The following is a 23,824-nucleotide window of genomic DNA, read 5'->3' as shown; positions in this document are numbered from 1 at the left end:
ATGGACATGGACTGGTCACGTCTGACCCACGCCTATGGTTCCGCGGCCGACCTTCCGGAGTTCTTCGAGTCGGTGGGCGATCCGGAGTCGGCCGACTGGGCATGGGAGGAGCTGTGGTCCAGCCTCTACCACCAGGGCACGGTGTACCCGGCCAGCTTCGCCGCCCTGCCCGCTCTGACGGACATCGCCGCGGGGCGCAGGCCGGGCCGTCACCGGCACGCGATCGCGCTGGCCGGCGCCATCGTCGCCCAGGAGGAGCAACTGCACGAGCGGGGGTACGTCCGGGCGCACTACGCCGCCCAGTTGGACGAGCTGCGCGCGTCGACCCTCCACCGCTTGACGGCCGACGCCTTCGAGGCCGACGACCACACCTGCCTCTATCCACTGGAGTGCCTGCTCGCCTTCGAGGGGGAGCGGACGTGGAGCAACCGTCTGCTGCCCGCCTCTCACGACGTGGAATGTCCGTCCTGCTCGCAGAGCCTGGAGATCGACGTGCACGGCGACGTTTCGGGCACGCGCCGTCGCGACCCGCAGCGACGGATCATTCGGCTCAACCACAGGGGCCCGACCCTGACCGGGGTCGCTCCGGTGGCACCGGCCGAACTGCCCCCGCTCGCGTCCCGCCTCCACGGCATGGCCGTCGCCGCGGGCCAGCCCGTGGCCGCCGACCATCTGACCCGCCTCTTCGGCCGCACGACCTGCCCGGACTGTGCGGAGGACTTCTCGGTCGCCGAGCAGATCGAGAGGTACTTCCTGCGGCCGGGTACGGAATCGTAGGGCGTCCCCGAACGTTGTGGACTGTGGGTGACCGAGCCGACAGAAAGTGGAGGGATCGCGATGGCTGCGCAGACGCAGAGGGCCGTACTGGCGGGCGGATGTTTCTGGGGTATGGAGGAGCTGGTCCGCCGCCTCCCGGGCGTGACGGCGACCCGCGTCGGATACACCGGCGGTGACGTGGAGAACGCGACCTACCGCAACCACGGCACGCACGCGGAGGCCCTAGAGATCCTCTACGACCCCGAGAAGACCGACTACCGCGCGCTTCTGGAGTTCTTCTTCCAGATCCACGACCCGAGCACCAAGAACCGCCAGGGCAACGACATCGGCCTCAGCTACCGCTCGGCGATCTACTACGTCGACGACGAGCAGAAGCGGATCGCCGAGGACACGATCGCGGACGTGGACGCCTCCGGCCTGTGGCCCGGCAAGGTCGTCACCGAGGTGGAGCCGGTCGGCCCCTTCTGGGAGGCCGAGCCCGAGCACCAGGACTACCTGCAGCGTTACCCGGACGGCTACACCTGCCACTTCCCCCGCCCGGGCTGGCGCCTGCCGGCCCGCACGGAGGGCTGACCCCGAGCCGGCCCGGCGGGAGCCAAGGCCGACCGGCCGAGGCTCCGCGGCCGGGCCGCGCTCGCGTCACCCGTGGTGTCTGCTGGCTCGTCCTCTGGTGTCTGTTCGTCCTGTGGTGTCTCCTCGTAGACGATGGCGTAAGGCGCCGCGATCGGATTGATCTTCGCGGGATCCAGCCGCCCGTCGGTGAGCACGGTGGGCCCCGCCTCGAACAGGTCCTCCAGGTAGAGCTCCCAGCCACCGGGTGCGGAGATCTGCAGGACCCGCGGCGGTGGGTCGGAGGCGCGGCGGAGCGCGTGCGGGACGCCGTGGGGGAGCAGCACGAACGAGCCCCTCGGTGCCAGGTGGACCGCGTCGTCGAACTCGATCTCCAGGACCCCGTCGAGGACGTAGACGCCCTCGTCCGCACGGTGGTGGGTGTGGCGCGGGATGTCCCTTTCCAGGACCACCTCCAGCAGCGAGAACCGTCCATCGGTGTCCGCGGTCGTCGCCTTGACGCGGAACGCGGGCGGCAGCGGGATCCGACCCGGCCGGGCGGCACCCGGCGCCAGCAGGACGAACCGTTCGTCAGCCATGGACGCGCTCCTTGGTGTCCCCGCTCCGCCCGCCCTTGCCGCCGAACGCCTCGTTGCGGATGAGGTCGAGGAAGCTCGGGGTGTTCTGCGTGGTCCGTACGTCGATGAAGTCGCGCGCATGTCGGTCCTCGACGGCCTGCCGCAGCAACTCGTGCGCGAGGTCGGCCCGCGCGGTGTACCGGCCGGGCAGGCGCTCCCTGCCCACCTGGTAGTCGCTCACCGAGTCGTTGTCGAACAGGCCGCCGGGGCGGATGACCGTCCAGTCGAGATCGGTCTCGCGGAGGATCTCCTCCATGCGCCGCATGTCGTCGTACACGGTGCGCCCCATGAAACGTACGACGGACGGCTCCAGCACCTTGCGGAACAGAAGTCCCTCGCCGGGCGCCGCCGTCCCGAAGAGCACGGTCGAGGTCACGCCGACGACGCGTCGGACGCCGTGCTCGGCCATGGCCCGCGTGATGTGACGGATGCCGACGGAATACACGGTCACCGGCCTTCGGCCGTAGGGGACGCCGAGCGTCGAGATCACGGCGTCCTGCCCGGCCACGGCGCGTTCGACCGCGGCGGGGTCGAGCACGTCCGCCTTCAGCACCCGCAGTCGTGGACCGCGTACCGGAAAGTCCTCGGGACGGCGCGTGACAGCGGTGACGGTGTGGCCTGCGGCTCCGGCCTGTTCGGCGGCCAGCCGCCCTGTCGTTCCGTTCGCCCCGAAGATGACGATGTTCACGGGGTCTCCCCTCTTCAAGTCGGTTCTGCCGACAAGAGGGCCGGGACGGTGCCGAGTGTGACGTCCGCTTCACGGGCTGGCCGGCGGTAGCGGCGAACTGGCCGTAGCACCGCGTGAGTTGCCGGTGCCACGGCCGCCGTCCTCCTCGCCCACCGGGGGACCGCCCCTTCGCGCTACGACGAGCCGAGCAGCGCCTTGACGGTGGCGATCACCGGGACCCCCGCCTCCCCGATGACGGCGGCGATGCCGGCGATCCTGCGCAGCAGCCTGCCGAATCGTTCCTCGGAAGGATTCGAACGGATCTCCTCGACCGTCGCGTCGACCTCCGCCCGGTCGCTCGCATCCAGGTGCCGCCGCAACTCCTCGATCTCCTTGAGCAGACCGGAGATTGCCGAGGGGTCCGCCTCCTGTCCCGGCCCGTGCTTGCCGCCGGTCACGATGTCACCGGAGCCGCTGTGGGTGGCTTTGCCGATGCTCCCGGCTCCGTACTGGTGGAAGCTGTCGCCGCTCATGAGGCCGTGATGTTGCCGGAGCCGCTGTGGGTGGCCTTGCCGATGCTCCCGGCCCCGTACTGGTTGATGAGGTCCCCCTGCACGGCGTGCTGCACGTTGTAGATCACCTGGGCGATGTCCGGGTGGCCGATCGCCTTGGTGATCTCGCCCACGAGATAGTGGATCTCGCCGCTGTCCGTGGACCACACGGCGTCGCGCTGGGTGCCCGAGGTGTTGAGGACCAGGCCGAACAGGTCCGGTTTGCCGAGTGTGGTGACGAGCCGCCAGATCAGCAGGGCCTCCACGGCGAACAGGATCAGCACACCGACGGTTCCTGCGCCGGCCGCCAGGAAACTGCCGAAGAACAGGCAGATGACCGTCCGCACGATGAACTGCTTCCAGGCCGCCTTCTTGTCGACTGCCAGCTTGCGTTGTCCCACGTGGGAGATGTTGCGCAAGGGGTAGGCCTCACCCGCCACCCATAAAACGCCCTCGTTCACCCGGACTTGAACCGCTGAGTGAGCCACCGTGCCTCCTCCGTCGTTTATCGGCAGAAACATGCCGAGATATCGGGACCGTAAGGTGATCGGCATCTCGGTGGTGGGCTTTGGCGTCTTTTCATCCTAATCGGTCAAATTACGTTCTCTTGAATGACGGTTGAAACCGTTCGGCCGTACAACCACTGGCCGTTCTCATGAATCCCCTATCCGGTAGGACTGCCTTCGGGGCAGCCATGCGTCCAAAAGGGGACTCAGTGAGCAGTGTCGGAAGATCCCGTCTCGCCGCCGCGACCGCGGTGGTGACCGTGCTGACGGGCGGTCTTGCCGCGGTGGTCATCTCGCCGGCGTCGGCGGCGGACTGCACGACGAACACGTACACCCGGCAGTTCTTCGCGAACACCGGTTTCTCGGGTGCGCCGAAGCGCACGGACTGCGACACGGCGGTGAGCGAGAACTGGGGCGCGAACTCGCCGGGGGTCGCGGGCGTCGCCAAGGACAACTTCGGCGTTCGCTGGACCGTGACCCGGGACTTCGGTTCCGGCGGGCCTTTCGCGTTCACCGCGTCCGGGCAGGACGGCATCCGCGTCTATCTCGACGGCACCCGCGAGATCGACCTGTGGAAGAACGGCACCGGCACGGTCTCCAAGACCGTCAACCTGACCGTCCCCAAGGGCACCCACACCCTCCGCGTCGACTACGTCAACTGGAACGGTGCCGCCGCCGTCAAGTTCGGCTACACCCCGCGCACCGGAGCCGGCGTGGACCGTGTCGCCCCTCTCGCGCCGACCGGGCCGTCGATCGCGCGCGACGCCGGCACCGGACGGAACTTCCTGCGCTGGTCGGCGAACAAGGAGATGGACGTGGCCGGTTACCGCGTCTACCGCCGAACCCCCGACCGGGCCACCTTCGGCAGCCCTGTCGCCACGGTCACCGGCACGACCTTCACCGACACCACCGCCGGCACGACCACCGACCTCTACGAGGTCCGCGCGATCGACACATCGGGCAACACCTCGGAGGGAACGGCCGACGTCTCGGTCACCGGCAACCCGACCTTCCTGCGCCAGTACTTCGCCGGCACCGCTTTCACCGGCACCCCCAAGCGCACCGACACCGACTCCGCGATCAGCGAGAACTGGGGCACGAACTCGCCGGGGGTCGCGGGCGTCGCCAAGGACAACTTCGGCGTCCGCTGGCAGATCACCCGCGACTTCGGCTCCGGCGGCCCCTTCACGTTCACCGCCTCCGGCCAGGACGGCATCCGCGTCTATCTCGACGGCACCCGCAAGATCGACCTCTGGAAGAACGGCACCGCCACCGTCTCCAAGACGGTCGCCCTGACCGTCCCCAAGGGCACGCACACCCTCCGCGTCGACTACGTCAACTGGACCGGCTCCGCCGCCGTCAAGTTCGCCTACACACCCGGCGCACCCGGCCCGGACAACGTCGCCCCGCTCGCGCCGACCGGGGCGAAGGTGGCGTACGACCAGGCCGCCGGAACCGCCACCGTCACCTGGGCGCCCAACAAGGAGATGGACCTCGCCGCCTATCCCTACCGGGTCTACCGGCAGATCGCCGACGGCGGCTGGATCTCCATGGGGCCGACCGACAGGACCACCTGGACCGACCCCGACGTGACAACCGACGGCAGGCCCCGTCAGTACGCCGTCGAGGCCACCGACCGTCTGGGCAACGTGTCCGAGCGGTCCCCCGTCCTGACGGTCACCCCGCCCGACACCGTCATTCCGGCGGCACCCGCCCTCGTCGTGTCCCACAAGACGGGGACGGCGAGCTCCCTCGACATCAGCTGGTACCTGCCCAACGACCGCACCCCGAACGAACTGCGCACCGGCGGCACCCTCAAGCTCTACCGCTCCACCGGCGACACCCTCGGCGACGACCCCGGACTCCTCGCCACGGTGACGGCGGCCTCGCCGTCGCTCGACAGCTACACGGACGCACTGCCCGCGTTCGACGGCACCACCTACACCTACGCCGCCGTGGTCACCGACGCCGCCGGCAACGTGTCCCCGATGTCGGAGCCGGTCACGGTGAGCCCCGACAGCGTTCCCCCGCCCGCGCTCACCGGCCTCACCGCGACTCCACGCGCGGACGGCACCGTGCTGAGCTGGGACGCCCCCGCCGAGAGCGGCCTGCGCTACGTCGCCGCCCGCGTCGTCCGGCGGTCCGACGGCACCATCCACTACGACTCCACCGGGTGCGTCGACGCCGGAACGACGTTTCCGGACCGGGACGTACCGAACGCGCTGCTGTGCGAAGGTCCCCCGGACGGCGAAACGGTGACCTACTTCGTCGCGGCGCTCGACCGATGGGACAACCACATCGCCTGGGCCGACGCCCCGACGGTCACCGTCACCGAACCCGACAACAGGCCCGACGACGCCCGCGGCGCGAACACCGGCCCGCTGACCGTCGTCAACCCCGCCAAGGTGGGCGACCTCGGATACGTCCAGTGGACCTGCGACGACGAGACCCTCTGCGGCGGCATCACCGAATACCACCTGGACAAGTGGAACCCGTCCACCCACACCTACGAACGAGTCAAGACGGTCGCGAGCTCCGCAGGCCCCCTTTACAAGGCCTACGTGCCGTTGGTCCGCGGCGACACGACGTACTTCCGGATCACCGGAGTCCTCGCCGACGGCACCGCCGCCGCGGTGACCTACGCCGCTGGGGCCTACGGCGTCAGCCTGTGAGACGCCGACTGCCGGATAGGGGAGTTCCTGGGGCAACAGCCGCGCGGCGGAGTCCAACTCCCCACGGCTGACGAGCGCGTGGACCTCGTGGACGAGCGGGGTCACGTCACGGCTGGCGACCGTCCACTCGTCCGCGTAATGCTCGGGTCCCACTGAACGCGGGTGGGCGCACGCTTCAACTGCCGTTGTCAGGCGGCTCGGTCGGGGTGCACCCCGCGGACGTAACTCGACAGACACGCGTTACGCGGCGCCCACTCGAAGCCGTCCCGGCCGATCTCGACGGCCAGGACGGTCTCCTGCCCTTCCTTCGCACCCCAGCCGCAGCGGTACATCATCCAGAGGAACGACGGCTTGATCCATGCCAAGTCGCGTTCACAGACCTCTGGTCACCTGACTCGTCAGCCCGGCAAGTCGAGGACCTCAAGGTAGTCGTCGTATGCCTCGCCGTACTGTTTGGCGGCGACAAGGAACATGGAACGGTCGGTCAGGGCCCGTCCCAGTGCCTCCCGGCTCTGATCCGCGCCCACCACGTCGGCCAACCGGCGTGCGAGCGCCACCCCTTCGTTGAAGATCGGGCGGAGCGGCTTCAGGATGCGGTCGCTGCGCTTCTTCCAGTACAGGGCCGAACGGATGGCAAGTCTTCGGTGCTGGGCCACCAGTGCCGGAAGGTGTTCGCGGGGGTCGCTCCTGGCCGCCTTTCTCAGATCGGCGACCTGTTCTTCGAGGACGGGCAGGCCGTCGAAGTACGTCTGCTTGATGTCGGGTGACCAGTCGAGGAACGGCCGGCCGAACGGAGGCGCCGGGGCACTCGGACGGCCCACGGGCTCCGCCGACCGACCCGACAGGGCATACAGAGTGGTCCACCACGACAGGATGTTGCCCCAGCTTCCGCGTTCCCCGGTCCTGTCCAGCTCGGAGAGGAAGGCCAGGGCGTCCTGTCGGGCCCCACGGGCCTCGACGTGGCGCCCGGCGGCGTCCAGCATCCCGGCCTGGTGGACCAACTGCCATACCGGAATGGCCAGCGGGGAGCTTCCCTCGTCATCGGCTTCGGTACGGCCGGCGTCAACGATCTCCGCGAACGCCTCCAGGGCCGCGTCGTGACGTCCGACGGCATCCAGTTCGGCCGCCCATGCGACCGCGACCCAGAAAGAGACCTTCGCCGGGCCCTCCGAGCGAGCGGCTCGGACCAACTTCCCGCCCAACTCCGCGGCCTCCTGATGACGCCCGTCCTCGGCCAGTACGGCGGCCAGCGGCCCGTGCCCGTACACGGAACTGTTCACCTGCCCAAGGGCGAAACCCCACCGCCCGGCCTCGGCCATCTCCTCGCACACAGCGAAGCCTTCTGCCCGTCGTCCGACGGCGTACAGCTCGTACCGGTACGCGGACAGGGCACGTACCAGCAGTTCGGTCCTCTTCGGGTCGTCGGCGTCGACGCGCCGTGCCGTGGCAGCCGCCTCGGCATGGCGAGCCAACCGGACCTCTGGTAGGTCCCGGACCTCCGGCTCGTATCCGTACGAGAGCAGTGCCTGTGCCAGCTTCGGCAGATAGGTCAGGGGACTGACCACCGAAAGCACTCGGTACGCCTCGACCTGTTGGCCGAGGCTCAGTCGTCCCGATCCGAGCAACATCGTCCGCGCCCGCAGTAGTGCGTCCTGATCGACCTTGTCCGCGTGATCCATGACGGCGATTCTGAGAGCCGGGGCAGAGGCCGGACAAGGCTGCTGAGCTGTGCGATCGGTCCTACGAAAACGGCCTCCGAGCTGTCATGATGAGGACGGCATCAACACTCGGCAGCCCAACTGCAGCCCTCATCCGCTGCCGCCGACTCACCCCGCAGGACACGGTCCTATCCGACGAGCAGCTCCGCCGCCCGTCGGTACTGCCCGGACTGTTCCTCGGCCAGCTTCCACAAAGCGGGCAGGCCCCCCTTACGGAGCCGCTTCTCTGCGTCCCGCTGGCAGGCCGGCTCATAGTCGGCGAGCCGTATGAAGGAGTCGACGGAGACATCGGACGGCCAAGCGGTTGCCGCCTCCAAGGCCGAGTCCAACCCCTGCACGGCGACGAGTTGTTGCTGCTTCGGCCGGGTCAACACGATGGTCACAAACACCAGTTGTGTCCACCTCCGGAAGAAGGCCCCGCCCGACAGCTCGGCCGGGTACCTGACGTCCAGGTCCCAGTTCTCACCGAACGCCTTGCCCAGCACGCTTTCATCGAGATCCTTGCCCTCGAGAGAGGCCACGATGTTGTCCACTCCCGCCACGACCAGGTCGTAGCGGTCGGGCACCTCGGCCCGCGCAGCCAACACGCGCATGGCCCCGCCCAGCCGGATCGCCGCCGCGCAGCACAATGCCGCCCCAGTCGCATCAAGCATCTCGTCCACGACCTCCCCCCGCTCCGTTCACCCCAGATGGATGGATCAGCAATCAGGCGCCATGCCTCAATCGAACCAAAGGAAAGGACTTCTTGGGCGCCCTGGGTACGGATACTCATGACACCGCGTGCCCGCCGGATGGACTCTCGCCGGGTGAGTACAGATCCTGAACGTACTGGTCGGGCCGTGGCCGTATCCGTGGGCCTGGCGGTTGTCGAGCTGTTGGCACTGGGCCTGATCTGGTTGTCCTGGATTTCGTCCTACTGGTCGGCCTTCGACGCGCAGGACTACGGCGCACCGCCGGGTCCCTACCTGCACAAGGCCATGTTCGTGGCGGCAGCCGCCCTGATCGCATCCGTTGCAGCCGGAGTCCGCCGGGTACCTGTGGTTGCCGTCACCCAACTTGTCGCGGCCCTCGCCATTTGCGCGGCCCTGACCTGCGCGAAGGCCGCCGGTGAACGCATCTACGAGTCCTCCTACCGCAATGCCTGCCTCTCAGGCCTGGCCTGCGACGCACCTTCGCCCCCGCGATGAGCTGTTCCTCACGCGGATCGGGCTGATCTCCGCTGGAGGAGGACGGGTGTACCGCGATAGCCGTCCTCGTCGAGGACAGGCGCGTACTTCACGACACGGTCCACGCCCGATTCCCGGTAGGCACGGGCGGTCGTCGCGGTCGTCGCGGTCGTGGCGGTCGCAAGAAGTCGAGCGATGTGACCGATGCCCCGGACCGCTGCAGACCTCGAGATCCCGAACAGAAGCCCCAGCTGCCGCATCGTCAGGTCGGTCCGCCAGTACGCCTCCACCCCGCCGCCGCACGAGCGCCACGAGCTTGCGGAAAGGCCGTCCACGTCTCGGCAGTCATGAACGCCGTTGCTCCCGGATGGCTGGGAGCGCGTACTCCGTCACCGCGGTGATGACGCCACGGGCAACCGGCCCTGGGTCGGTCGTGGCCGAGATGGTCCACCAAGTGTCGCTCTTCGCGGGGAGGAGTTGGCCTATGCGGCGGTGCCAGGCAGCGGGGCCGTACACCGTGTTCGGGCTGGGGCGGGCGGGCAGGTGCGGCTGATCCCTGCGCGCCCGGGCCCAGCCGAGCTTGTCGGCGACGGTCACGTTGAGCGTGAACTCGACCCGCCCCGCGGTGTTGTGCGCGGACTTCTGGAAGCCGATGAGAGCCCAGGATTCGAGATGGGGCAGCTCGTACGTCTGCCCCGACCCCTTGAAGCCCAGCGCGCGCAGACCGGGAGCGATCCGTGCGCGCATCAACGTGGTGAACGCCTCCTGCGCCGTGGCCGCCGAGCGCTCAGCCATCGACCGGCGCCACACCGACCGGGCAGGAGACCCCGGTCCCGCCGAGCCCGCAGTACCCCGCCGGATTCTTCGCCAAGTACTGCTGGTGATATCCCTCGGCCGGATAGAACACCCGCCCCTCCGCCGGCAGTATCTCCGTGGTGATCGTCCCGAAGCCCGAGCGCGTGAGGACCTGTTGGTAGGCCGTGCGGGAGGCTTCCGCCGCGGCCGACTGTGCGGGGGTGTGGGGGTGGATCGCGGAGCGGTACTGGGTGCCCACGTCGTTGCCCTGGCGGAAACCCTGCGTCGGGTTGTGGGACTCCCAGAACGTCTTCAGCAGCTTCTCGTAGGAGATCAGCGCCGGGTCGTAGACCACCCGGACCGCCTCCGTGTGGCCGGTCAGGCCCGAGCAGACCTCCTCGTAGTGCGGGTTCTCCGTGTAGCCGCCCTGATAGCCGACCAACGTCGTCCACACACCCACCGGGAGCTGCCAGAACTTGCGCTCGGCACCCCAGAAGCAGCCCAGCCCGAAGTCGGCGATCTCCAGGTGCTCGGGGTAGGGGCCGAGCAGTGGGGTGCCGAGGACGGTGTGGCGGTCGGGGACCGCGAACATCGGCTCCGGCCGGCCCTGCAGAGCCTGCTCGGGGGTTGGTAGTTGGGGCGTACGGCTGTGCAGGAACATGCGCTCTCCCAACGGGCCTCGGTGTGATTCCGAGTCCGGAGCGTCAACGAGCGAGGGCCTTCGAGAATTCCGGCTCAGTCAGTGCGGCAGGCTCGCCGGACTCCCGCCGTTCGCCTCGTAACCCGCCACCGCCAGCGCCCGGTACACCGCGAACTCCGCCGCCGGATCGGGCGACAGCGTCCAGGGGAGGGCCCCGACATGGCCGTCGATGTGTATGAGCTGGTTCATCGCCTCGGACCAGCGCTCCGCGCGGACCAGGAAGAAGACCAGCAGATGGCGGACGTGCGCCAGCATCGGGTCGTCGGGGCGGGCCGCGTGCACGGCGAACAGCGCGCCGTGGATCGCCTTCTCCACGACCTCGCTCTGGTAGAAGCTGCTGACCAGGTTCACCTCGGGGAGGTGCTCGAAGACCGCGAAGAGCGGCATCGCGGCGAGGAGGGAACCCTGCGGGGCCCGCGCGGCGGCCGACTCCGCGAACGAGTTCGCCAGCTCGCGGGAGCCGTGCCACTTCTCGCACCAGTAGTGCAGGGCCGCCAGATGCGCCCCCATGTGGGCCGGCGCACGGTCCAGGATCTTCAGCCACAGCTGCTCGAACTCCGGCTGCGGATACGCCAGTCCACGAGCCACCGACAACTCGACGATGTACGGGACCGGGTCACCGGGGGAGAGCAGCGCCGCCTGCCCGCAGGCGTCCCGCGCCTCCTCCATGATGATCCGGAACTCGTCCGTCCCCCGCGTCGACGTACGCCATGCCTGCTGCACCAGGAACTCCGCGTGTACGGCCGCGCCGCCCGCGTCCTTCGGATGCTCGGCCCGCCACACCCGCAGCCACTGCCCGCCGGGCGTCTCACTGACCCCGCCGGGCCGCTGCTGCAGCTCCAGCGAGGCGGCGCCCGCGAAGGCCTGCACCCGCTGCCAGCGCAGCTCGCCCGTGATCTCGGTGCCGGCCAGCAACTGCATCGCCGCGCGGTAGTCCTGCGTGCGCTGCACCAGGTCGAGGACGTCCAGCAGGTCCTGGTCGGGGCCGGGCATACGGATGTCCAGCTCCTCCTCGCGCACGAAGCCGTAGGTCGCCGGGTCCGCGGCGTCCGGATGGCCCGGCGAGACCTGCTCGATCATCCCGCGCCTGCGCCGCAGGAACGGGATCAGCACGAAGCCCATCATGAGCAGCGCCATCAGGACCCAGAGAATCTCCATGCCTCAAGCGAACCAGACGCGTCCGACAATTGGCCAACCCGGTCCGCCGCCCTGTGGAAAACGACCGCCAACCCTGCTGACCGCCCTGTGGAAAACCACCACCGCTCCGCCCCGTCGCCCTGTGGAAAACCTCCGGATCGTCGTACACCCCGCGAGCGCATTACGCTCGGCCCCATGAGCGACAGGCACATCAGTCAGCACTTCGAGACCCTCGCGATCCACGCGGGCAACACCGCCGATCCCCTCACCGGCGCGGTCGTCCCGCCGATCTACCAGGTCTCGACCTACAAGCAGGACGGCGTCGGCGGTCTGCGCGGCGGCTACGAGTACAGCCGTAGCGCCAACCCCACCAGGACCGCCCTGGAAGAGAACCTCGCCGCCCTGGAGGGCGGTCGCCGAGGTCTCGCGTTCGCGTCCGGACTGGCGGCCGAGGACTGCCTGTTGCGTACGCTGCTCAGCCCCGGCGACCACGTCGTCATCCCGAACGACGCGTACGGCGGCACGTTCCGGCTGTTCGCGAAGGTCGTCTCCCGGTGGGGCGTCGAGTGGTCGGTCGCCGACACCAGCGACCCGGCGTCGGTACGGGCCGCCATCACCCCGAAGACCAAGGTCGTCTGGGTGGAGACCCCCTCCAACCCGCTGCTCGGCATCACCGACATCGCGGTCGTCGCGCAGATCGCCCGGGACGCGGGCGCGCGCCTCGTCGTCGACAACACCTTCGCCACGCCCTACCTCCAGCAGCCGCTGGCCCTCGGCGCGGACGTCGTCGTGCACTCCCTGACCAAGTACATGGGCGGCCACTCGGACGTGGTCGGCGGTGCGCTGATCGCGGCCGACGAGGCGCTCGGCGAGGAACTGGCGTACCACCAGAACGCGATGGGCGCGGTCGCCGGGCCCTTCGACTCCTGGCTGGTGCTGCGCGGCGCCAAGACGCTGTCGGTCCGCATGGACCGGCACAGCGAGAACGCCACCAAGGTCGCCGACATGCTCACCCGGCACGCGCGCGTGACGCGTGTTCTCTACCCGGGCCTCCCGGAGCACCCCGGCCACGAGGTCGCCGCCAAGCAGATGCGGTCCTTCGGCGGCATGGTCTCCTTCCAGGTGGAGGGCGGCGAGGAGGCGGCCGTCGAGGTCTGCAACCGCGCCAAGGTGTTCACGCTCGGCGAGTCCCTGGGCGGCGTCGAGTCCCTGATCGAGCACCCGGGCCGCATGACGCACGCGTCCGTCGCCGGTTCGGCCCTGGAGGTCCCCGGCGACCTCGTACGCCTCTCCGTGGGCATCGAGAACGTGCAGGACCTCCTGGAGGACCTGCAGCAGGCGCTCGGCTAGAACCCGCTCTCACCAGCCCGTCAGCGGTGGAGTCGTCTCCGACGGCGGCTCCACCCAGGGATGGACCATCAGCGCCCACACGGTGAACGCCACGACCGCCGCGCACAGCAGCAGCCACATCATCCGCCGGGCGGCCGTCCGGCGGCGCAGCATCCGGCCGCCGCGGCGCACCACGTCCGCGTACAGCTCCGGCGGCACCTGCGGCGGAGTCCGATCCATGATCCGCCGTACGGCCGCCTCCCGCTCGGGCCTGTTCACGCGCGCGTGCCTCCGTTCCGCGACCTCATGACGGCGCCACCTCGGCCTTCGCCACCTTCGGCACCGGGGAGCGCGGCGGATGCAGCAGCCGCGCCGTCGCCCGCTCGCAGATCGTCCGGACCCGTTCCGTGGGCAGCCCGAGCAGTGCGGCGGCCTGTTCCTCGGCGACCCCCTCGTACAACCTGAGGACCACGATCAGCCGCTCCTGGGGCGCCAGAGCGCCCAACGGGCTGTCGGGGTGCGCGCGGCCCCGGCCGAGGCCGCCGTACTGGTGCCAGGCCGCGCGGGCGAAGCGGCTGGCCAGATACTGCCGGGCACGGTCGTACGGGTCCTCGCCGCGCAGCCGGTCCCAGCACGCGTACGTGTGGGCCAGCGACAGCGCCAGCAGGCGTTGCGCGCGAGGGTTGTCGTCCGCGGCCTCCGCGGTGAGCAGGGTGGCGGCGTGCAGAAGCCGCCCTGCCGCGCCCGCGACGAACGCCTCGAACTCACGGGCACGGCGGGCGCCTTGGGACACCTGCCGTTCGCGCACCACGCCCTCCCCCCTGATGGACTCGATCTCATCTGAGGCCAGGGCCGTCGTGAGGTCAAGAGTTCGGTACGAAGGGGCGGGAGTCGGGCACCACGCGCGCGTGCCCGACGCGCAGGGGGATCAGGAAGCGGACGACGGCTCGTTGCCCGGCATCGCCATCCGCGCGGAGAGGGCGCTGTTGAAGCGTGTGAGGAGCGTGCAGAACGCCTCGCGCTCCTCCGGCGCCCAGTCGTGTGTCAACTCGTCCATCAACTGACGCCTGGACGACCGGACTTCCTCCAGCCGCGACTGCCCGCGCGGGGACAGCTGCAGCACCACCGCGCGGCCGTCCTCGGGGTGCGAGGTGCGCTTGACGAGCCCGGTGTCGACGAGCGGGGCCACCTGCCGGGTGACCGTCGAGGAGTCGATCCCCATGCTCGCGGCGAGCGCCTTGACGCCCATCGGACCTTCCTTGTCCAGGCGGTTGAGCAGCAGATACGCGGCGCGGTCCATGGAGTTGCGCACCTGTCCGACTCCGCCGAGCCGGGTCTGTTCGGCACGGCGCGCGAAGACCGCCACCTCGTGCTGCAGCGTGTCGAGGAGACCGGGTTCACCGACGGTCGTCATGTCCATCGACATTTCAGGTGTTGTGGGCATGGCCGGGGGCTCGCTTCATGAAGGGGGTGCTGGGTTGGGGGACAGGGTACGCGGATGGAACGCGGCCCGTACCGGCGCTGCGCAAACCAGTCTCGGAGCTTGGTCACAACCGTGGCGGGCGCCTGTGAACTGCGATGCTTGAGTCATGAGCTACAGCACGGCTGACTCCTTGCGACCCGTCACTCTCGACGATGTGCGCGGCGCCCAGAAGATGCTCGCGGGCGTGGCGCGGGTGACCGCGATGGAAGGCAGCAGGCACCTCACCCAGCTCGTCGGCTCACCGGTGCACTTCAAGTGCGAGAACCTCCAGCGCACGGGCTCCTTCAAACTGCGCGGCGCTTACGTCCGTATCGCCGGACTGCTCCCGGAGGAGCGCGCCGCCGGGGTCGTCGCCGCGAGCGCCGGCAACCACGCCCAGGGCGTCGCCCTCGCCTCCGCACTCCTCGGCGTGCGCTCCACGGTGTTCATGCCCAAGGGCGCGCCCCTGCCGAAGATCAGCGCCACCAAGGAGTACGGCGCCGAGGTGCGCCTGCACGGCCACGTGGTCGACGAGACGCTGGCCGCCGCGCAGGAGTACGCCCACGAGACGGGCGCGGTGTTCATCCACCCCTTCGACCACCCGGACATCATCGCGGGCCAGGGCACGGTGGGCCTGGAGATCCTCGACCAGTGCCCCGAGGTGCGCACGATCGTCGTAGGGATCGGCGGCGGCGGACTCGCGGCCGGTGTCGCGGTCGCCGTGAAGGCGCTGCGGCCCGACGTGCGGATCGTGGGCGTGCAGGCGGCGGGCGCCGCCGCGTTTCCGCCCTCGCTGGCGGCCGGACGCCCGGTGTCGATCCAGCACCCGGCGACGATGGCCGACGGCATCAAGGTCGGCAGGCCCGGCGACGTGCCGTTCGGGATCGTCGCCGATCTGGTGGACGAGGTCCGCACGGTCACCGAGAACGAACTGTCCACCGCGCTGCTGCTGTGCCTTGAGCGGGCCAAGCTGGTGGTCGAGCCGGCCGGTGCCAGCCCGGTCGCGGCGCTGCTGAGCGATCCGCGGAGCTTCGAGGGACCGGTCGTCGCGCTCCTGTCCGGCGGGAACGTCGACCCGCTGCTGCTCCAGCGCATCCTGCGCCACGGCATGTCCGCGCAGGGCCGCTACCTGGCCGTGACGCTGCGGCTGACGGACCGGCCGGGGGCGCTCGCGACGCTTCTCGGGGTGTTGTCAGTGGTCGACGCTAACGTGCTCGACGTGAGCCATGTCCGGACCGACCCACGGCTCGGGCTCACCGAGGTGGAGGTCGAGCTGCACCTGGAGACGAAGGGGCCGGTGCACTGCGCCGAGGTCGGCCAGGCCCTGCGCGACGCGGGGTACACGGTCATCGACTGAGGTCCATCGACCGAGGTCAGGGCCCGTTCGTCACCTGTTCCGTCACTCGTTCGAGAAAATCTGTTGAGAGACGCGATACATCGCGTTATGGTGTGTCTCACTTCGCCGTTCCTGTGAAAAACCGGAGGCGGAGCATCCCGCACAAACCTAGGCTTTTCGAAGAATCCCCGACGACGTGGAGACTGATATGCCAGGCGCCATCTATGCCGAAGGCCTGGTGAAAACCTTCGGCGATGTGAAAGCTCTGGACGGCGTCGACCTCGATGTCCCCGAGGGCACCGTGCTGGGTCTGCTCGGGCCCAACGGCGCGGGCAAGACGACCGCCGTCCGCTGTCTGACCACCCTGCTGCGCCCCGACAGCGGCAAGTTGACCGTGGCCGGCCTCGACGTGCTCAAGCAGCCCAACGAGGTGCGGCGCTCCATCGGCCTCTCCGGCCAGTTCGCCGCGGTCGACGAGTACCTGACCGGCAGGGAGAACCTGCAGATGGTCGGCCAGCTCTACCAGATGAAGGCCAAGGCCGCGAAGGCCCGGGCCGACGAACTGCTCGACCAGTTCAACCTCGCCGATGCCGCCGACCGTACGGCCAAGACCTACTCCGGAGGCATGCGCCGCAGGCTCGACCTCGCGGCGGCCCTGGTCGTCTCCCCGCCCGTGATGTTCATGGACGAGCCGACCACCGGCCTCGACCCGCGCAACCGCCAGATGCTGTGGGAGGTCATCAAACGGCTCGTCTCCGGCGGTACGACACTGCTGCTGACCACGCAGTACCTGGAAGAGGCCGACCACCTCGCGCACGACATCGCGGTCGTCGACCACGGCAAGGTCATCGCCCGCGGCACCTCCGACCAGCTCAAGGCCCGCACCGGCGGCGAGCGCGTCGAGGTCGTCGTGCACGAGCGCGACCACATCGAGGTCGCCTCCGAGGTGTTGCGCGGCTTCGGCAAGGGCGACACCACCGTCGAGGAGCACACCCGCAAGCTCACCGTGCCCGTCACCGGCGGCGCGAAGCTCCTCGCCGAGGTCATCCGCGAACTCGACATCCGCGGTATCGAGATCGACGACATCGGCCTGCGCCGCCCCACCCTCGACGACGTGTTCCTCTCTCTGACCGGCCACCTGGCCGAGGAGAAGACCGAGGACAACGGCGCGGACACCACCCCGGACACCAAGGACCGCAAGCACAAGAAGGAGGCCGCGAAGTGAGTGCCGTCACCGACGCCGTGCCGGTCGCGGCACCGAGCAGCGCGCTGGGCCAGTCCGTCCACGACTCCCTGGTCGTCGCCAAACGGAATCTGATCCGCATGAGCCGGATTCCCGAGATGGTGATCTTCGGGCTGATCCAGCCCATCATGTTCGTGGTGCTGTTCACCTACGTCTTCGGCGGTTCCATGCAGATCGGCGGCAGCACCAGCGCCACCGACTACAAGAACTTCCTGATGGCGGGCATCTTCGCGCAGACCGTCACGTTCGCCACCGCCAGCTCCGGCGCGGGCATCGCCGACGACATGCACAAGGGCCTCATCGACCGCTTCCGCTCGCTGCCCATGGCGCGCGGCGCGGTGCTGACCGGGCGGACGCTCGCCGACCTCGTACAGACCGCCCTGACCCTCCTGGTCCTCGCGATAGTCGCCCTGCTGGTCGGCTGGCGGGTCGGCTCGGACGGGGGCACCAACGCCGGCAAGGTCCTCGGCGCGTTCGGCCTGCTGCTCCTGCTGGGGTACGCGTTCACCTGGATCGGCGCTCTGATCGGGCTCACCGTCCGCACGCCCGAGGCGGCCACCTCCGGCGGACTGATCTGGCTCTTCCCGGTGACGTTCATCTCGAACGCGTTCGTGGACACCGGCAACATGACCCCGTGGCTGCGCCACATCGCCGAGTGGAATCCGTTCAGCGCCACCGTGCAGGCGTGCCGGGTGCTCTTCGCCAACCCGGGACAGTCGCCCTCGGACGCCTGGCCCATGGTGCACCCGGTGTGGGCCTCACTGATCTACTCGCTCCTGATCATCCTCATATTCCGGACGCTGGCGGTGCGGAAGTACCGTTCGGCGACGGCCTGAGGAGAGACCGGGACGACGAAACCCCCGGCGCCGCAAGGCAGCCGGGGGCTCGTCGAAGGCGAAACCTCGGAGTCCCGCAGGTCGGTCAGCCGTTGTACGGCTCGGCCTTGAGGATCGTCACCGAGGCCTTCTTGCCGTTGGGCAGCTCGTACCGCGCTTCCTGGCCGACCTTGTGGCCGAGCACGCCGGAGCCCAGCGGGGACTGCGGCGAGTAGGTCTCGATGTCGGCGCTCGCGTACTCGCGCGAAGCGAGCAGGAAGGTCATCGTGTCGTCCTCGTCGCCGTCGAACGCGATCGTGACGACCATGCCGGGCGCGACCGCGCCGTCCGCCGACGCCGGGGCCTCGCCGACCTTGGCCTTCTCCAGGAGCTGGACCAGCTGGCGGATGCGGAGCTCCTGCTTGCCCTGCTCCTCCTTGGCCGCGTGGTACCCGCCGTTCTCGCGCAGGTCGCCCTCCTCGCGAGCAGCCGCGATCTTCGCGGTGACTTCCTCGCGCGCGGGACCAGACAGGTACGCCAGCTCTTCCTTGAGCTTGGTGTACGCCTCCTGCGTAAGCCAGGTGACGTCTTCGCTGGTCTGGGTCACAGGTGCTCCTCGTAGGTACTGGGAATACAAAGCATCGCCCTACCCAGAAGAATGTTCCTTCATGGAAGGGCGAAACCACGAGCCTAACAATTCAACGGCGCCAAGGGGAGGACATAAGCCGTCAGAAATACGTCAACGCAGGTCAACGCCTACACAACGAGGGTGACGTCAGTCGGAGTGGCAGCCCAGCAGCTCGGCCGTGGTGCCCCGGGCCGTCGTGCGCAGGGTGACGACCTTGTCGATGCGGGTCGCGGAGCCGCCGAAGTGGAAGTCGGCCCGGCCCACCTCGGACTGGTCGGCGGCCTGCGAGCGCAGGGTGCAGTAGCCGCTGGTGCCCGAGTCCTTGTGGACCTCCAGATGCACCTTGACCTCGTTGCCCGAGGCCTGGAAGGTGATCACTTCGGCGCTGATCTTGGCCTCGACGACATAGTGGTAGGCGAAGTACCCGACGAGGACGAGCAGGGCCGCCGCGAGGACGGCACCGGCGATCTTGAGCTTGTGGTCGGCACGCTCGTCCGACGAGTTGCCGTAGCGGCCCTCGGGCAGTCGCGTACTCGCCGTACTCATGATCGTCCTCCCGGCAAGGGGCTCAAGGGCTCGATGGTTCAAGGGCCCCGAAACCAGCCCCCGGAATTATTCGCCCCCGGATTCGGTCACTATAGAAGCGCCGATTGCACCCCAGGACACCGGGGCGCCGACTTACTGAGGATTGAGTCTTGACTGACCAGCTGCGACTGATGGCCGTCCACGCGCACCCCGACGACGAGTCGAGCAAGGGCGCGGCCACCATGGCGAAGTACGTGTCCGAGGGGGTGGACGTGCTGGTCGTGACCTGCACGGGCGGGGAGCGCGGCTCCATCCTCAATCCGAAGCTCCAGGGCGACAAGTACATCGAGGAGCACATCCACGAGGTACGCAAGAAGGAGATGGACGAGGCCCGCGACATCCTCGGCATCAAGCAGGAGTGGCTCGGCTTCGTCGACTCGGGGCTGCCCGAGGGCGACCCGCTGCCCCCGCTGCCCGAGGGCTGCTTCGCGCTGGAGGACGTCGACAAGGCGGCCGGCGAGCTGGTGAAGCAGATCCGCACCTTCCGTCCGCAGGTGATCACCACCTACGACGAGAACGGCGGCTACCCGCACCCCGACCACATCATGACCCACAAGATCTCGATGGTGGCGTTCGAGGGCGCGGCGGACACCGAGAAGTACCCGGAGTCGGAGTACGGCCCGGCGTACCAGCCGCGGAAGCTGTACTACAACCAGGGCTTCAACCGGCAGCGCACCGAGGCACTGCACAAGGCGCTGCTCGACCGGGGCCTGGAGTCGCCGTACGGGGACTGGCTCAAGCGCTGGGACGAGTCCGGCCAGATGCGGGACCGCACGCTCACCACGCACATCCCGTGCGCCGAGTTCTTCGAGATCCGCGACAAGGCGCTGCTCGCGCACGCCACGCAGATCGACCCCGACGGCGGCTGGTTCCGGGTCCCGATGGAGATCCAGAAGGAGGTCTGGCCGACCGAGGAGTACGAGCTCGCGAAGTCTCTGGTCGATACCTCCCTCCCCGAGGACGACCTCTTTGCGGGCATCCGCGACAATGCCTGATATGAGCTCAAGCGCAGCCCTGGCAATGACGCACCTGGTCCCCCTCGCCGAGGTCGACGAGAACAAGGTCACCCCCGGCGTCCTCGGTTTCATCGTCTTCGCGGTGATGGCCCTGGCCGTATGGGGACTGATGAAGTCCATGAGCAAGCAGATGAACAAGGTCGACTTCAAGGAGGCCCCGGACCCGAAGGCGGAGTCCGAGGCCGTCCCGGCCGAGCCCAAGGCCAAGCAGGGCTGACCGGGCGGGCCCGCGCGGGGGTGCTCAGGGCCGTTCCGGCACCGCCACCCCCATCACCTCACGGGCGTGTCGGCTCGGCACCATGCCCAGCCGCCACGCCTGCCAGCCCGCCTCCAGGTTCACGCCCCGCTCCAGCAGCAGCTGGTACGCCTCCACGTAGTCGTCGAGTTTCTCGTCGCGGTAGGGGTGGCGGGTGCGGGCGAGCTGCGCCAGTTCCTCCTGGGCGACCGCCGTGCCGACCTCGACGCCGCCGGGGGCCGCGTACGGCAGGAGCGTGGAGCGCAGGAAGCGGGCCCAGTCCTCGCCGCGGTGGTCGCCGTACGAGGTGAACAGGCCGAGCGCCTCGTCGCACAGGGTCAGTGCCTGGGCGGTACGGGCGTTGCCCGCGTCGACCACCGCGAGTTCCAGGCAGGTCCACGCCTCGCCGTGGGCGACGCCGATGCGCTGGAAGTCGGCGCGGGCGTCGACGAGGAGCTGGCGGGCGAAGCCGGAGTTGCGCAGCGAACCCGTCTGGGCGGCGCGCTGGTCGCGGGTGACGCGGGCCGAGTGGTGCCGGGCGCAGGCCAGGCCGTAGACGTCCCGCATACGGGAGAACATGGTGCGGGAGCGTTCCAGCTCGCGTACCGCCAGGTTCAGGTTGCCGGTCTCCTCCAGGGCCTGGCCGAGGTAGTAGACCGTCCAGGCCTCGCCGCGGGCGTCCTCGTTGTCGCGGTGCCGGGAGGCCGCCGTGCGCAGGCCGTCCACCGCCGGGGAGGGATCGCCGGCCACCAGCCGGGCGCGGGCCAGCTGGGTCAGCGCCCAGGCCTCGCCGCGGGCGTCGCGGGTACGGCCGTAGAGGCCGAGGGCGGTGGTCAGTTCGTGCTCGGCGCGGGGGATGTCGCCCATGCGCAGGCCGAGTTGGCCGAGCTGGAAGTGGGCCCAGGCCTCGCCGTGCACGGACTCGCCTGCGCGGTGCAGGACCAGGGAATCGGTCAACAGCCTCATGGCTTCGGGGAGTCGGGCGCGGTCGCGCTCGACGGCGGCCAGGGCGTGCATGGTCCAGGCGCGGTCGGTGGCCAGTTGTGGGGCGGCCTGGAGGTCGAGGGCCTCGCGCAGTCGCGTCGCCGCCTCGGTGAGGTTGCCCTGGTGGTGGAGGGTGATGCCGAGGGAGCAGAGGGCGCGCGCGGCGCCCGCGTCGTGGTGGGCCTCCATGTAGAGGTCGACGACGGAGGTGAGGGTGGTGCGCGCCTTGTCGAGTTCGCCGAGCTGCCGGGCCGCGATGCCGGTGCGCCACTGCACGGAGCGGACGAGCAGCCCCTGGTCGACGGCCTGCGCCAACTCGCTGATCTCGCCCAGCCGGTAGAGGTCGCCGCGCAGCAGGCAGTAGTCGCACAGCGCGCCGAGCAGATTGAGTACGGCGCCCTGGTCGACGCCCTCCGCGTGCCGCAGCGTCGAGGTGATGAAGCTGGACTCGTCGTCCAGCCAGCGCAGTGCCTCGTCGAGCGAGGTGAAGCCGTGCGGGCCGAAGCGGTCCGAGCGCGTCGACATGTTGCCGTCGACCAACCGCAGTACGGAGTCGGCGAGTTCGGCGTAGTTCACGATCAGCCGTTCCTGCGCCGCCGTTCGTTCCGAGGACTCCTCCTCGTCGAGGAGGCGGGCCTGGGCGAAGGCACGGACCAGGTCGTGCAGTCGGTAACGGGTGCCGCGGACATGGTCGATGAGGCCCGCGCGGGACAGGGCCACCAGATGGCGGGTGGCCTCCGTCTCGTCCGTGGCCAGCAGGGCGGCGGCCGCGGCGGCGCCGAGCGAGGCCCGGCCGGCGAGGGCCAGCCGGCGCAGCAGGGTGCGGGCCGGGTCGGACTGGTCCGTGTAGCGCAGCCACAGAGACCGTTCGACCGGCTCGACCGGGCCGTACGCGCCGAGGTCCGTGGCCAGTTGGCGGGGCGAGCGCGGGCCGAGCGACGAGCCCGCGATCCGCAGCGCCAGCGGCAGCCCGCCGCACAACTCCCTGATCCGCTCGTCCGATTCGGCGTCGTAGGGCCCCGAACCGTCCTGCGCCACGGCGCCGAGCAGTTCCTCCGCGCCCGCCGCGTCGAGCGCGTCCACCGGCAACTGGTGCACCCAGGCGGCCAGTTCGGCGGGTAGATCGAGCGGCTTGCGGGCGGTCACCACGACCAGGCTGTCGGACCGCTCGGGGACCAGCGTGGCCACCTGCCCGGGATCGGAGGCGTCGTCCAGGACGATCGTCACCGGGAGCCCGGTCAGGTGCTGGTGGTACAACTCGCCCAGTCGCTTGACCTGTTGGTCGGGGGAGGAGCGTTCACGGAAGAGGAGTTGCTCGCGGGGCGCGCCGAGCCGGTTCAGCAGATGCAGCAGGGCGTCACGGGTGGGCAGTGGGGACTCGCCCGGGCTGTCGCCGCGCAGATCCACCACGCACGCACCGCGGAACTGGTCGCGCAGATCGTGCGCGGCGCGCACCGCGAGGGTGGTGCGGCCCGAGCCGGGCGCGCCGTGCAGGACGACCACCGTCGGCCGGGTCTCCGTGCTCGCGCGGGCCGCCTGCACCAGCTGCCGGATCCGGGCCAGTTCCGCCCGGCGCCCGGCGAACGCCCCCACCGGTTCCGGGAGTTGACCGAACGACTGCTCCAGCACACTCCGTCTGCGGGCCGCCGCGCTCTTGTCCGTACCGCGCAGTTGCGGCCCCGGCTTCTTCGTCGGCCCGGTGGAGGCGGCCAGCACCCGCTGCTGGTCCAGGAACGGCCGGATGCCCCGCACCTCCAGCGCGGTCAGCCACTGCAACCGCAACTGCTCGGGCCCGCCGGGCTGGTTGGCGGCACCGGCCCGGTGATGCGCGGCCGGCAGATGCGAGGCGGTCACCTTCACGACGGTCGCCGTCGCGCCGACGACACCGACGGTCACACCGGCGCCGAGCGCGGTACCGGCGCCGGTACCGAGGGTCAGGTCGACCACGACAGCCGCGACGGCGGCAACGCCCGCCACCAGCAAGGGAGTTCCGCCACCCTCCCTGGCGTACCGCTGCCCGAAGGTGAGCTGCCCGGCCGCCGCCTCGTCGAGCGCGCCCGTATAGGCCGCGTACTCCTCGGCCGCCGTCTCCGCCATGGCGTCCAGCGCGGCCCGGGACCGCGCCAGCAGCACCGGCCCCTCGACGCGCCCGCCGGAACGCCGCACCTCCTCCTCCACGGCCCGAGCCAACAGCCTCTCGGCATCGCTCCGATGGCTGTCCCGCATGTCGCGTCCCCCTCCGACGGCAACTCCCTGGCCTATGAGTGTCCTTCGGGGGAGGCGAGAGCGCGAGAGGGCGACGATCACCCGTTCGC

At 69.7% G+C, this 23,824-nt stretch carries 25 protein-coding genes and 2 pseudogenes; 10 read left to right on the top strand and 17 right to left on the bottom strand.

Annotated features, from left to right (window positions below):
• Both JHN45_RS19980 and msrA (JHN45_RS19975) read left to right on the top strand, forming a co-directional pair.
• Nucleotides 1-777: a hypothetical protein gene (locus JHN45_RS19980; RefSeq protein WP_201049895.1), complete on the top strand. Its 777-nt coding sequence runs from the start codon at nt 1-3 to the stop codon at nt 775-777.
• Between the two features lie 60 nt (nt 778-837).
• Complete coding sequence (gene msrA / locus JHN45_RS19975; RefSeq protein ID WP_200712157.1) at nt 838-1,350, top strand: peptide-methionine (S)-S-oxide reductase MsrA; 513 nt, start codon at nt 838-840, stop codon at nt 1,348-1,350.
• Here msrA (JHN45_RS19975) and JHN45_RS19970 read toward each other — a convergent pair.
• The 4 genes from JHN45_RS19970 to JHN45_RS19955 all read right to left on the bottom strand — a co-directional run bounded on the left by JHN45_RS19970 (nt 1,293) and on the right by JHN45_RS19955 (nt 3,703).
• Nucleotides 1,293-1,925, bottom strand: a complete 633-nt coding sequence (locus JHN45_RS19970; RefSeq protein WP_201049894.1) for a cupin domain-containing protein — start codon at nt 1,923-1,925, stop codon at nt 1,293-1,295. The two genes, msrA (JHN45_RS19975) and JHN45_RS19970, sit on opposite strands and share 58 nt — an antisense overlap.
• Nucleotides 1,918-2,652: an NAD(P)-dependent oxidoreductase gene (locus JHN45_RS19965; RefSeq protein WP_201049893.1), complete on the bottom strand. Its 735-nt coding sequence runs from the start codon at nt 2,650-2,652 to the stop codon at nt 1,918-1,920. Before JHN45_RS19965 ends, JHN45_RS19970 begins: the two co-directional genes overlap by 8 nt.
• Before the next feature lie 173 nt (nt 2,653-2,825).
• Nucleotides 2,826-3,164: a hypothetical protein gene (locus JHN45_RS19960; protein ID WP_200712159.1), complete on the bottom strand. Its 339-nt coding sequence runs from the start codon at nt 3,162-3,164 to the stop codon at nt 2,826-2,828.
• Nucleotides 3,161-3,703: a DUF6232 family protein gene (locus JHN45_RS19955; RefSeq protein ID WP_234468408.1), complete on the bottom strand. Its 543-nt coding sequence runs from the start codon at nt 3,701-3,703 to the stop codon at nt 3,161-3,163. Before JHN45_RS19955 ends, JHN45_RS19960 begins: the two co-directional genes overlap by 4 nt.
• A 194-nt stretch (nt 3,704-3,897) precedes the next feature.
• On the opposite strand from JHN45_RS19955, the gene JHN45_RS19950 reads away from it, so the two are divergent.
• Nucleotides 3,898-6,360, top strand: a complete 2,463-nt coding sequence (locus JHN45_RS19950) for a PA14 domain-containing protein (protein WP_307783140.1) — start codon at nt 3,898-3,900, stop codon at nt 6,358-6,360.
• 9 nt (nt 6,361-6,369) lie between these two features.
• On the opposite strand, the pseudogene JHN45_RS19945 reads toward JHN45_RS19950, so the two are convergent.
• From JHN45_RS19945 to JHN45_RS19935, 3 genes and pseudogenes are all read right to left on the bottom strand, one after another.
• Nucleotides 6,370-6,746: pseudogene (locus JHN45_RS19945) on the bottom strand (DUF4291 family protein); the annotation flags it as partial.
• Between the two features lie 12 nt (nt 6,747-6,758).
• The gene (locus JHN45_RS19940) at nt 6,759-8,039 is read right to left on the bottom strand and encodes a hypothetical protein (RefSeq protein WP_201049891.1); all 1,281 of its coding nucleotides are present in this window, start codon (nt 8,037-8,039) and stop codon (nt 6,759-6,761) included.
• A gap of 167 nt (nt 8,040-8,206) precedes the next feature.
• Complete coding sequence (locus tag JHN45_RS19935) at nt 8,207-8,740, bottom strand: hypothetical protein (RefSeq protein WP_201049890.1); 534 nt, start codon at nt 8,738-8,740, stop codon at nt 8,207-8,209.
• Between the two features lie 27 nt (nt 8,741-8,767).
• On the opposite strand from JHN45_RS19935, the gene JHN45_RS19930 reads away from it, so the two are divergent.
• On the top strand, nt 8,768-9,265 hold the full coding sequence (locus tag JHN45_RS19930; protein WP_307783139.1) for a DUF6234 family protein: 498 nt from the start codon (nt 8,768-8,770) through the stop codon (nt 9,263-9,265).
• A 158-nt stretch (nt 9,266-9,423) separates the two neighbouring features.
• On the opposite strand, the pseudogene JHN45_RS19925 reads toward JHN45_RS19930, so the two are convergent.
• The 4 genes and pseudogenes from JHN45_RS19925 to JHN45_RS19910 all read right to left on the bottom strand — a co-directional run.
• A pseudogene (locus JHN45_RS19925) lies at nt 9,424-9,534 on the bottom strand (transposase family protein); the annotation flags it as partial.
• A gap of 55 nt (nt 9,535-9,589) precedes the next feature.
• A complete protein-coding gene (locus JHN45_RS19920; protein ID WP_201049888.1) occupies nt 9,590-10,039 on the bottom strand; it encodes a DUF4304 domain-containing protein in 450 nt (149 codons plus the stop codon).
• Complete coding sequence (msrA, locus tag JHN45_RS19915; protein WP_201049887.1) at nt 10,032-10,700, bottom strand: peptide-methionine (S)-S-oxide reductase MsrA; 669 nt, start codon at nt 10,698-10,700, stop codon at nt 10,032-10,034. Before msrA (JHN45_RS19915) ends, JHN45_RS19920 begins: the two co-directional genes overlap by 8 nt.
• A 78-nt stretch (nt 10,701-10,778) precedes the next feature.
• Complete coding sequence (locus tag JHN45_RS19910; protein ID WP_201049886.1) at nt 10,779-11,897, bottom strand: hypothetical protein; 1,119 nt, start codon at nt 11,895-11,897, stop codon at nt 10,779-10,781.
• 174 nt (nt 11,898-12,071) lie between these two features.
• Here JHN45_RS19910 and JHN45_RS19905 point away from each other — a divergent pair, with 174 nt between their 5' ends.
• Nucleotides 12,072-13,226 carry a cystathionine gamma-synthase gene (locus JHN45_RS19905; RefSeq protein ID WP_200712174.1) on the top strand — a complete coding sequence of 385 codons (1,155 nt, stop codon included), beginning with the start codon at nt 12,072-12,074 and terminating at the stop codon, nt 13,224-13,226.
• Nucleotides 13,227-13,235: 9 nt separating this feature from the next.
• On the opposite strand, the gene JHN45_RS19900 is transcribed toward JHN45_RS19905, so the two are convergent.
• The 3 genes from JHN45_RS19900 to JHN45_RS19890 all read right to left on the bottom strand — a co-directional run bounded on the left by JHN45_RS19900 (nt 13,236) and on the right by JHN45_RS19890 (nt 14,631).
• Nucleotides 13,236-13,484 carry a hypothetical protein gene (locus JHN45_RS19900; RefSeq protein WP_200712175.1) on the bottom strand — a complete coding sequence of 83 codons (249 nt, stop codon included), beginning with the start codon at nt 13,482-13,484 and terminating at the stop codon, nt 13,236-13,238.
• A gap of 25 nt (nt 13,485-13,509) precedes the next feature.
• Nucleotides 13,510-14,013 carry a sigma factor-like helix-turn-helix DNA-binding protein gene (locus JHN45_RS19895; RefSeq protein WP_201049885.1) on the bottom strand — a complete coding sequence of 168 codons (504 nt, stop codon included), beginning with the start codon at nt 14,011-14,013 and terminating at the stop codon, nt 13,510-13,512.
• A gap of 120 nt (nt 14,014-14,133) precedes the next feature.
• Nucleotides 14,134-14,631, bottom strand: a complete 498-nt coding sequence (locus JHN45_RS19890; RefSeq protein ID WP_201049884.1) for a MarR family winged helix-turn-helix transcriptional regulator — start codon at nt 14,629-14,631, stop codon at nt 14,134-14,136.
• A gap of 163 nt (nt 14,632-14,794) precedes the next feature.
• On the opposite strand from JHN45_RS19890, the gene ilvA reads away from it, so the two are divergent.
• The 3 genes from ilvA (at nt 14,795) to JHN45_RS19875 (ending at nt 18,082) form a co-directional block, all read left to right on the top strand.
• Complete coding sequence (gene ilvA / locus JHN45_RS19885; protein WP_201049883.1) at nt 14,795-16,024, top strand: threonine ammonia-lyase; 1,230 nt, start codon at nt 14,795-14,797, stop codon at nt 16,022-16,024.
• Nucleotides 16,025-16,211: 187 nt separating this feature from the next.
• A complete protein-coding gene (locus tag JHN45_RS19880) occupies nt 16,212-17,228 on the top strand; it encodes an ATP-binding cassette domain-containing protein (RefSeq protein WP_201049882.1) in 1,017 nt (338 codons plus the stop codon).
• Nucleotides 17,225-18,082, top strand: coding sequence for an ABC transporter permease (locus JHN45_RS19875; RefSeq protein ID WP_200712180.1), 858 nt, complete (start codon nt 17,225-17,227; stop codon nt 18,080-18,082). Before JHN45_RS19880 ends, JHN45_RS19875 begins: the two co-directional genes overlap by 4 nt.
• Before the next feature lie 85 nt (nt 18,083-18,167).
• Here the strand turns inward: JHN45_RS19875 and greA are convergent, their stop codons facing one another.
• Both greA and JHN45_RS19865 read right to left on the bottom strand, forming a co-directional pair.
• A complete protein-coding gene (gene greA, locus JHN45_RS19870) occupies nt 18,168-18,668 on the bottom strand; it encodes a transcription elongation factor GreA (protein ID WP_200712181.1) in 501 nt (166 codons plus the stop codon).
• 168 nt (nt 18,669-18,836) lie between these two features.
• Nucleotides 18,837-19,235, bottom strand: a complete 399-nt coding sequence (locus JHN45_RS19865) for a DUF4307 domain-containing protein (RefSeq protein WP_200712182.1) — start codon at nt 19,233-19,235, stop codon at nt 18,837-18,839.
• A 170-nt stretch (nt 19,236-19,405) separates the two neighbouring features.
• Here JHN45_RS19865 and mca point away from each other — a divergent pair, with 170 nt between their 5' ends.
• Complete coding sequence (gene mca, locus JHN45_RS19860; RefSeq protein ID WP_200712202.1) at nt 19,406-20,269, top strand: mycothiol conjugate amidase Mca; 864 nt, start codon at nt 19,406-19,408, stop codon at nt 20,267-20,269.
• Complete coding sequence (locus JHN45_RS19855; protein WP_200712183.1) at nt 20,262-20,507, top strand: hypothetical protein; 246 nt, start codon at nt 20,262-20,264, stop codon at nt 20,505-20,507. The genes mca and JHN45_RS19855 overlap by 8 nt, the downstream gene beginning before the upstream one ends.
• A gap of 24 nt (nt 20,508-20,531) precedes the next feature.
• Here JHN45_RS19855 and JHN45_RS19850 read toward each other — a convergent pair whose 3' ends face one another.
• Nucleotides 20,532-23,735: a tetratricopeptide repeat protein gene (locus tag JHN45_RS19850; RefSeq protein WP_201049881.1), complete on the bottom strand. Its 3,204-nt coding sequence runs from the start codon at nt 23,733-23,735 to the stop codon at nt 20,532-20,534.
• Nucleotides 23,736-23,824 lie beyond the last annotated feature (89 nt).

Origin of the sequence: Streptomyces sp. MBT53 (assembly GCF_016654115.1) — a bacterium.
Classification (GTDB): Bacteria; Actinomycetota; Actinomycetes; order Streptomycetales; family Streptomycetaceae; genus Streptomyces.
The sequence above is the reverse complement of the archived record's forward strand: the minus strand, read 5'-3'. Positions and strand labels throughout refer to the sequence as shown.

Coding starts and splice junctions, on each gene's coding strand:
- JHN45_RS19980 (WP_201049895.1), top strand. CDS start 1: ATGGACATGGACTGGTCACGTCTGACCCACGCCTATGGTTCCGCGGCC.
- msrA (WP_200712157.1), top strand. CDS start 838: ATGGCTGCGCAGACGCAGAGGGCCGTACTGGCGGGCGGATGTTTCTGG.
- JHN45_RS19970 (WP_201049894.1), bottom strand. CDS start 1,925: ATGGCTGACGAACGGTTCGTCCTGCTGGCGCCGGGTGCCGCCCGGCCG.
- JHN45_RS19960 (WP_200712159.1), bottom strand. CDS start 3,164: ATGAGCGGCGACAGCTTCCACCAGTACGGAGCCGGGAGCATCGGCAAA.
- JHN45_RS19955 (WP_234468408.1), bottom strand. CDS start 3,703: ATGTTTCTGCCGATAAACGACGGAGGAGGCACGGTGGCTCACTCAGCG.
- JHN45_RS19940 (WP_201049891.1), bottom strand. CDS start 8,039: ATGGATCACGCGGACAAGGTCGATCAGGACGCACTACTGCGGGCGCGG.
- JHN45_RS19930 (WP_307783139.1), top strand. CDS start 8,768: ATGGATGGATCAGCAATCAGGCGCCATGCCTCAATCGAACCAAAGGAA.
- JHN45_RS19920 (WP_201049888.1), bottom strand. CDS start 10,039: ATGGCTGAGCGCTCGGCGGCCACGGCGCAGGAGGCGTTCACCACGTTG.
- msrA (WP_201049887.1), bottom strand. CDS start 10,700: ATGTTCCTGCACAGCCGTACGCCCCAACTACCAACCCCCGAGCAGGCT.
- JHN45_RS19910 (WP_201049886.1), bottom strand. CDS start 11,897: ATGGAGATTCTCTGGGTCCTGATGGCGCTGCTCATGATGGGCTTCGTG.
- JHN45_RS19905 (WP_200712174.1), top strand. CDS start 12,072: ATGAGCGACAGGCACATCAGTCAGCACTTCGAGACCCTCGCGATCCAC.
- JHN45_RS19890 (WP_201049884.1), bottom strand. CDS start 14,631: ATGTCGATGGACATGACGACCGTCGGTGAACCCGGTCTCCTCGACACG.
- ilvA (WP_201049883.1), top strand. CDS start 14,795: ATGAGCTACAGCACGGCTGACTCCTTGCGACCCGTCACTCTCGACGAT.
- JHN45_RS19880 (WP_201049882.1), top strand. CDS start 16,212: ATGCCAGGCGCCATCTATGCCGAAGGCCTGGTGAAAACCTTCGGCGAT.
- JHN45_RS19865 (WP_200712182.1), bottom strand. CDS start 19,235: ATGAGTACGGCGAGTACGCGACTGCCCGAGGGCCGCTACGGCAACTCG.
- mca (WP_200712202.1), top strand. CDS start 19,406: ATGGCCGTCCACGCGCACCCCGACGACGAGTCGAGCAAGGGCGCGGCC.
- JHN45_RS19855 (WP_200712183.1), top strand. CDS start 20,262: ATGCCTGATATGAGCTCAAGCGCAGCCCTGGCAATGACGCACCTGGTC.
- JHN45_RS19850 (WP_201049881.1), bottom strand. CDS start 23,735: ATGCGGGACAGCCATCGGAGCGATGCCGAGAGGCTGTTGGCTCGGGCC.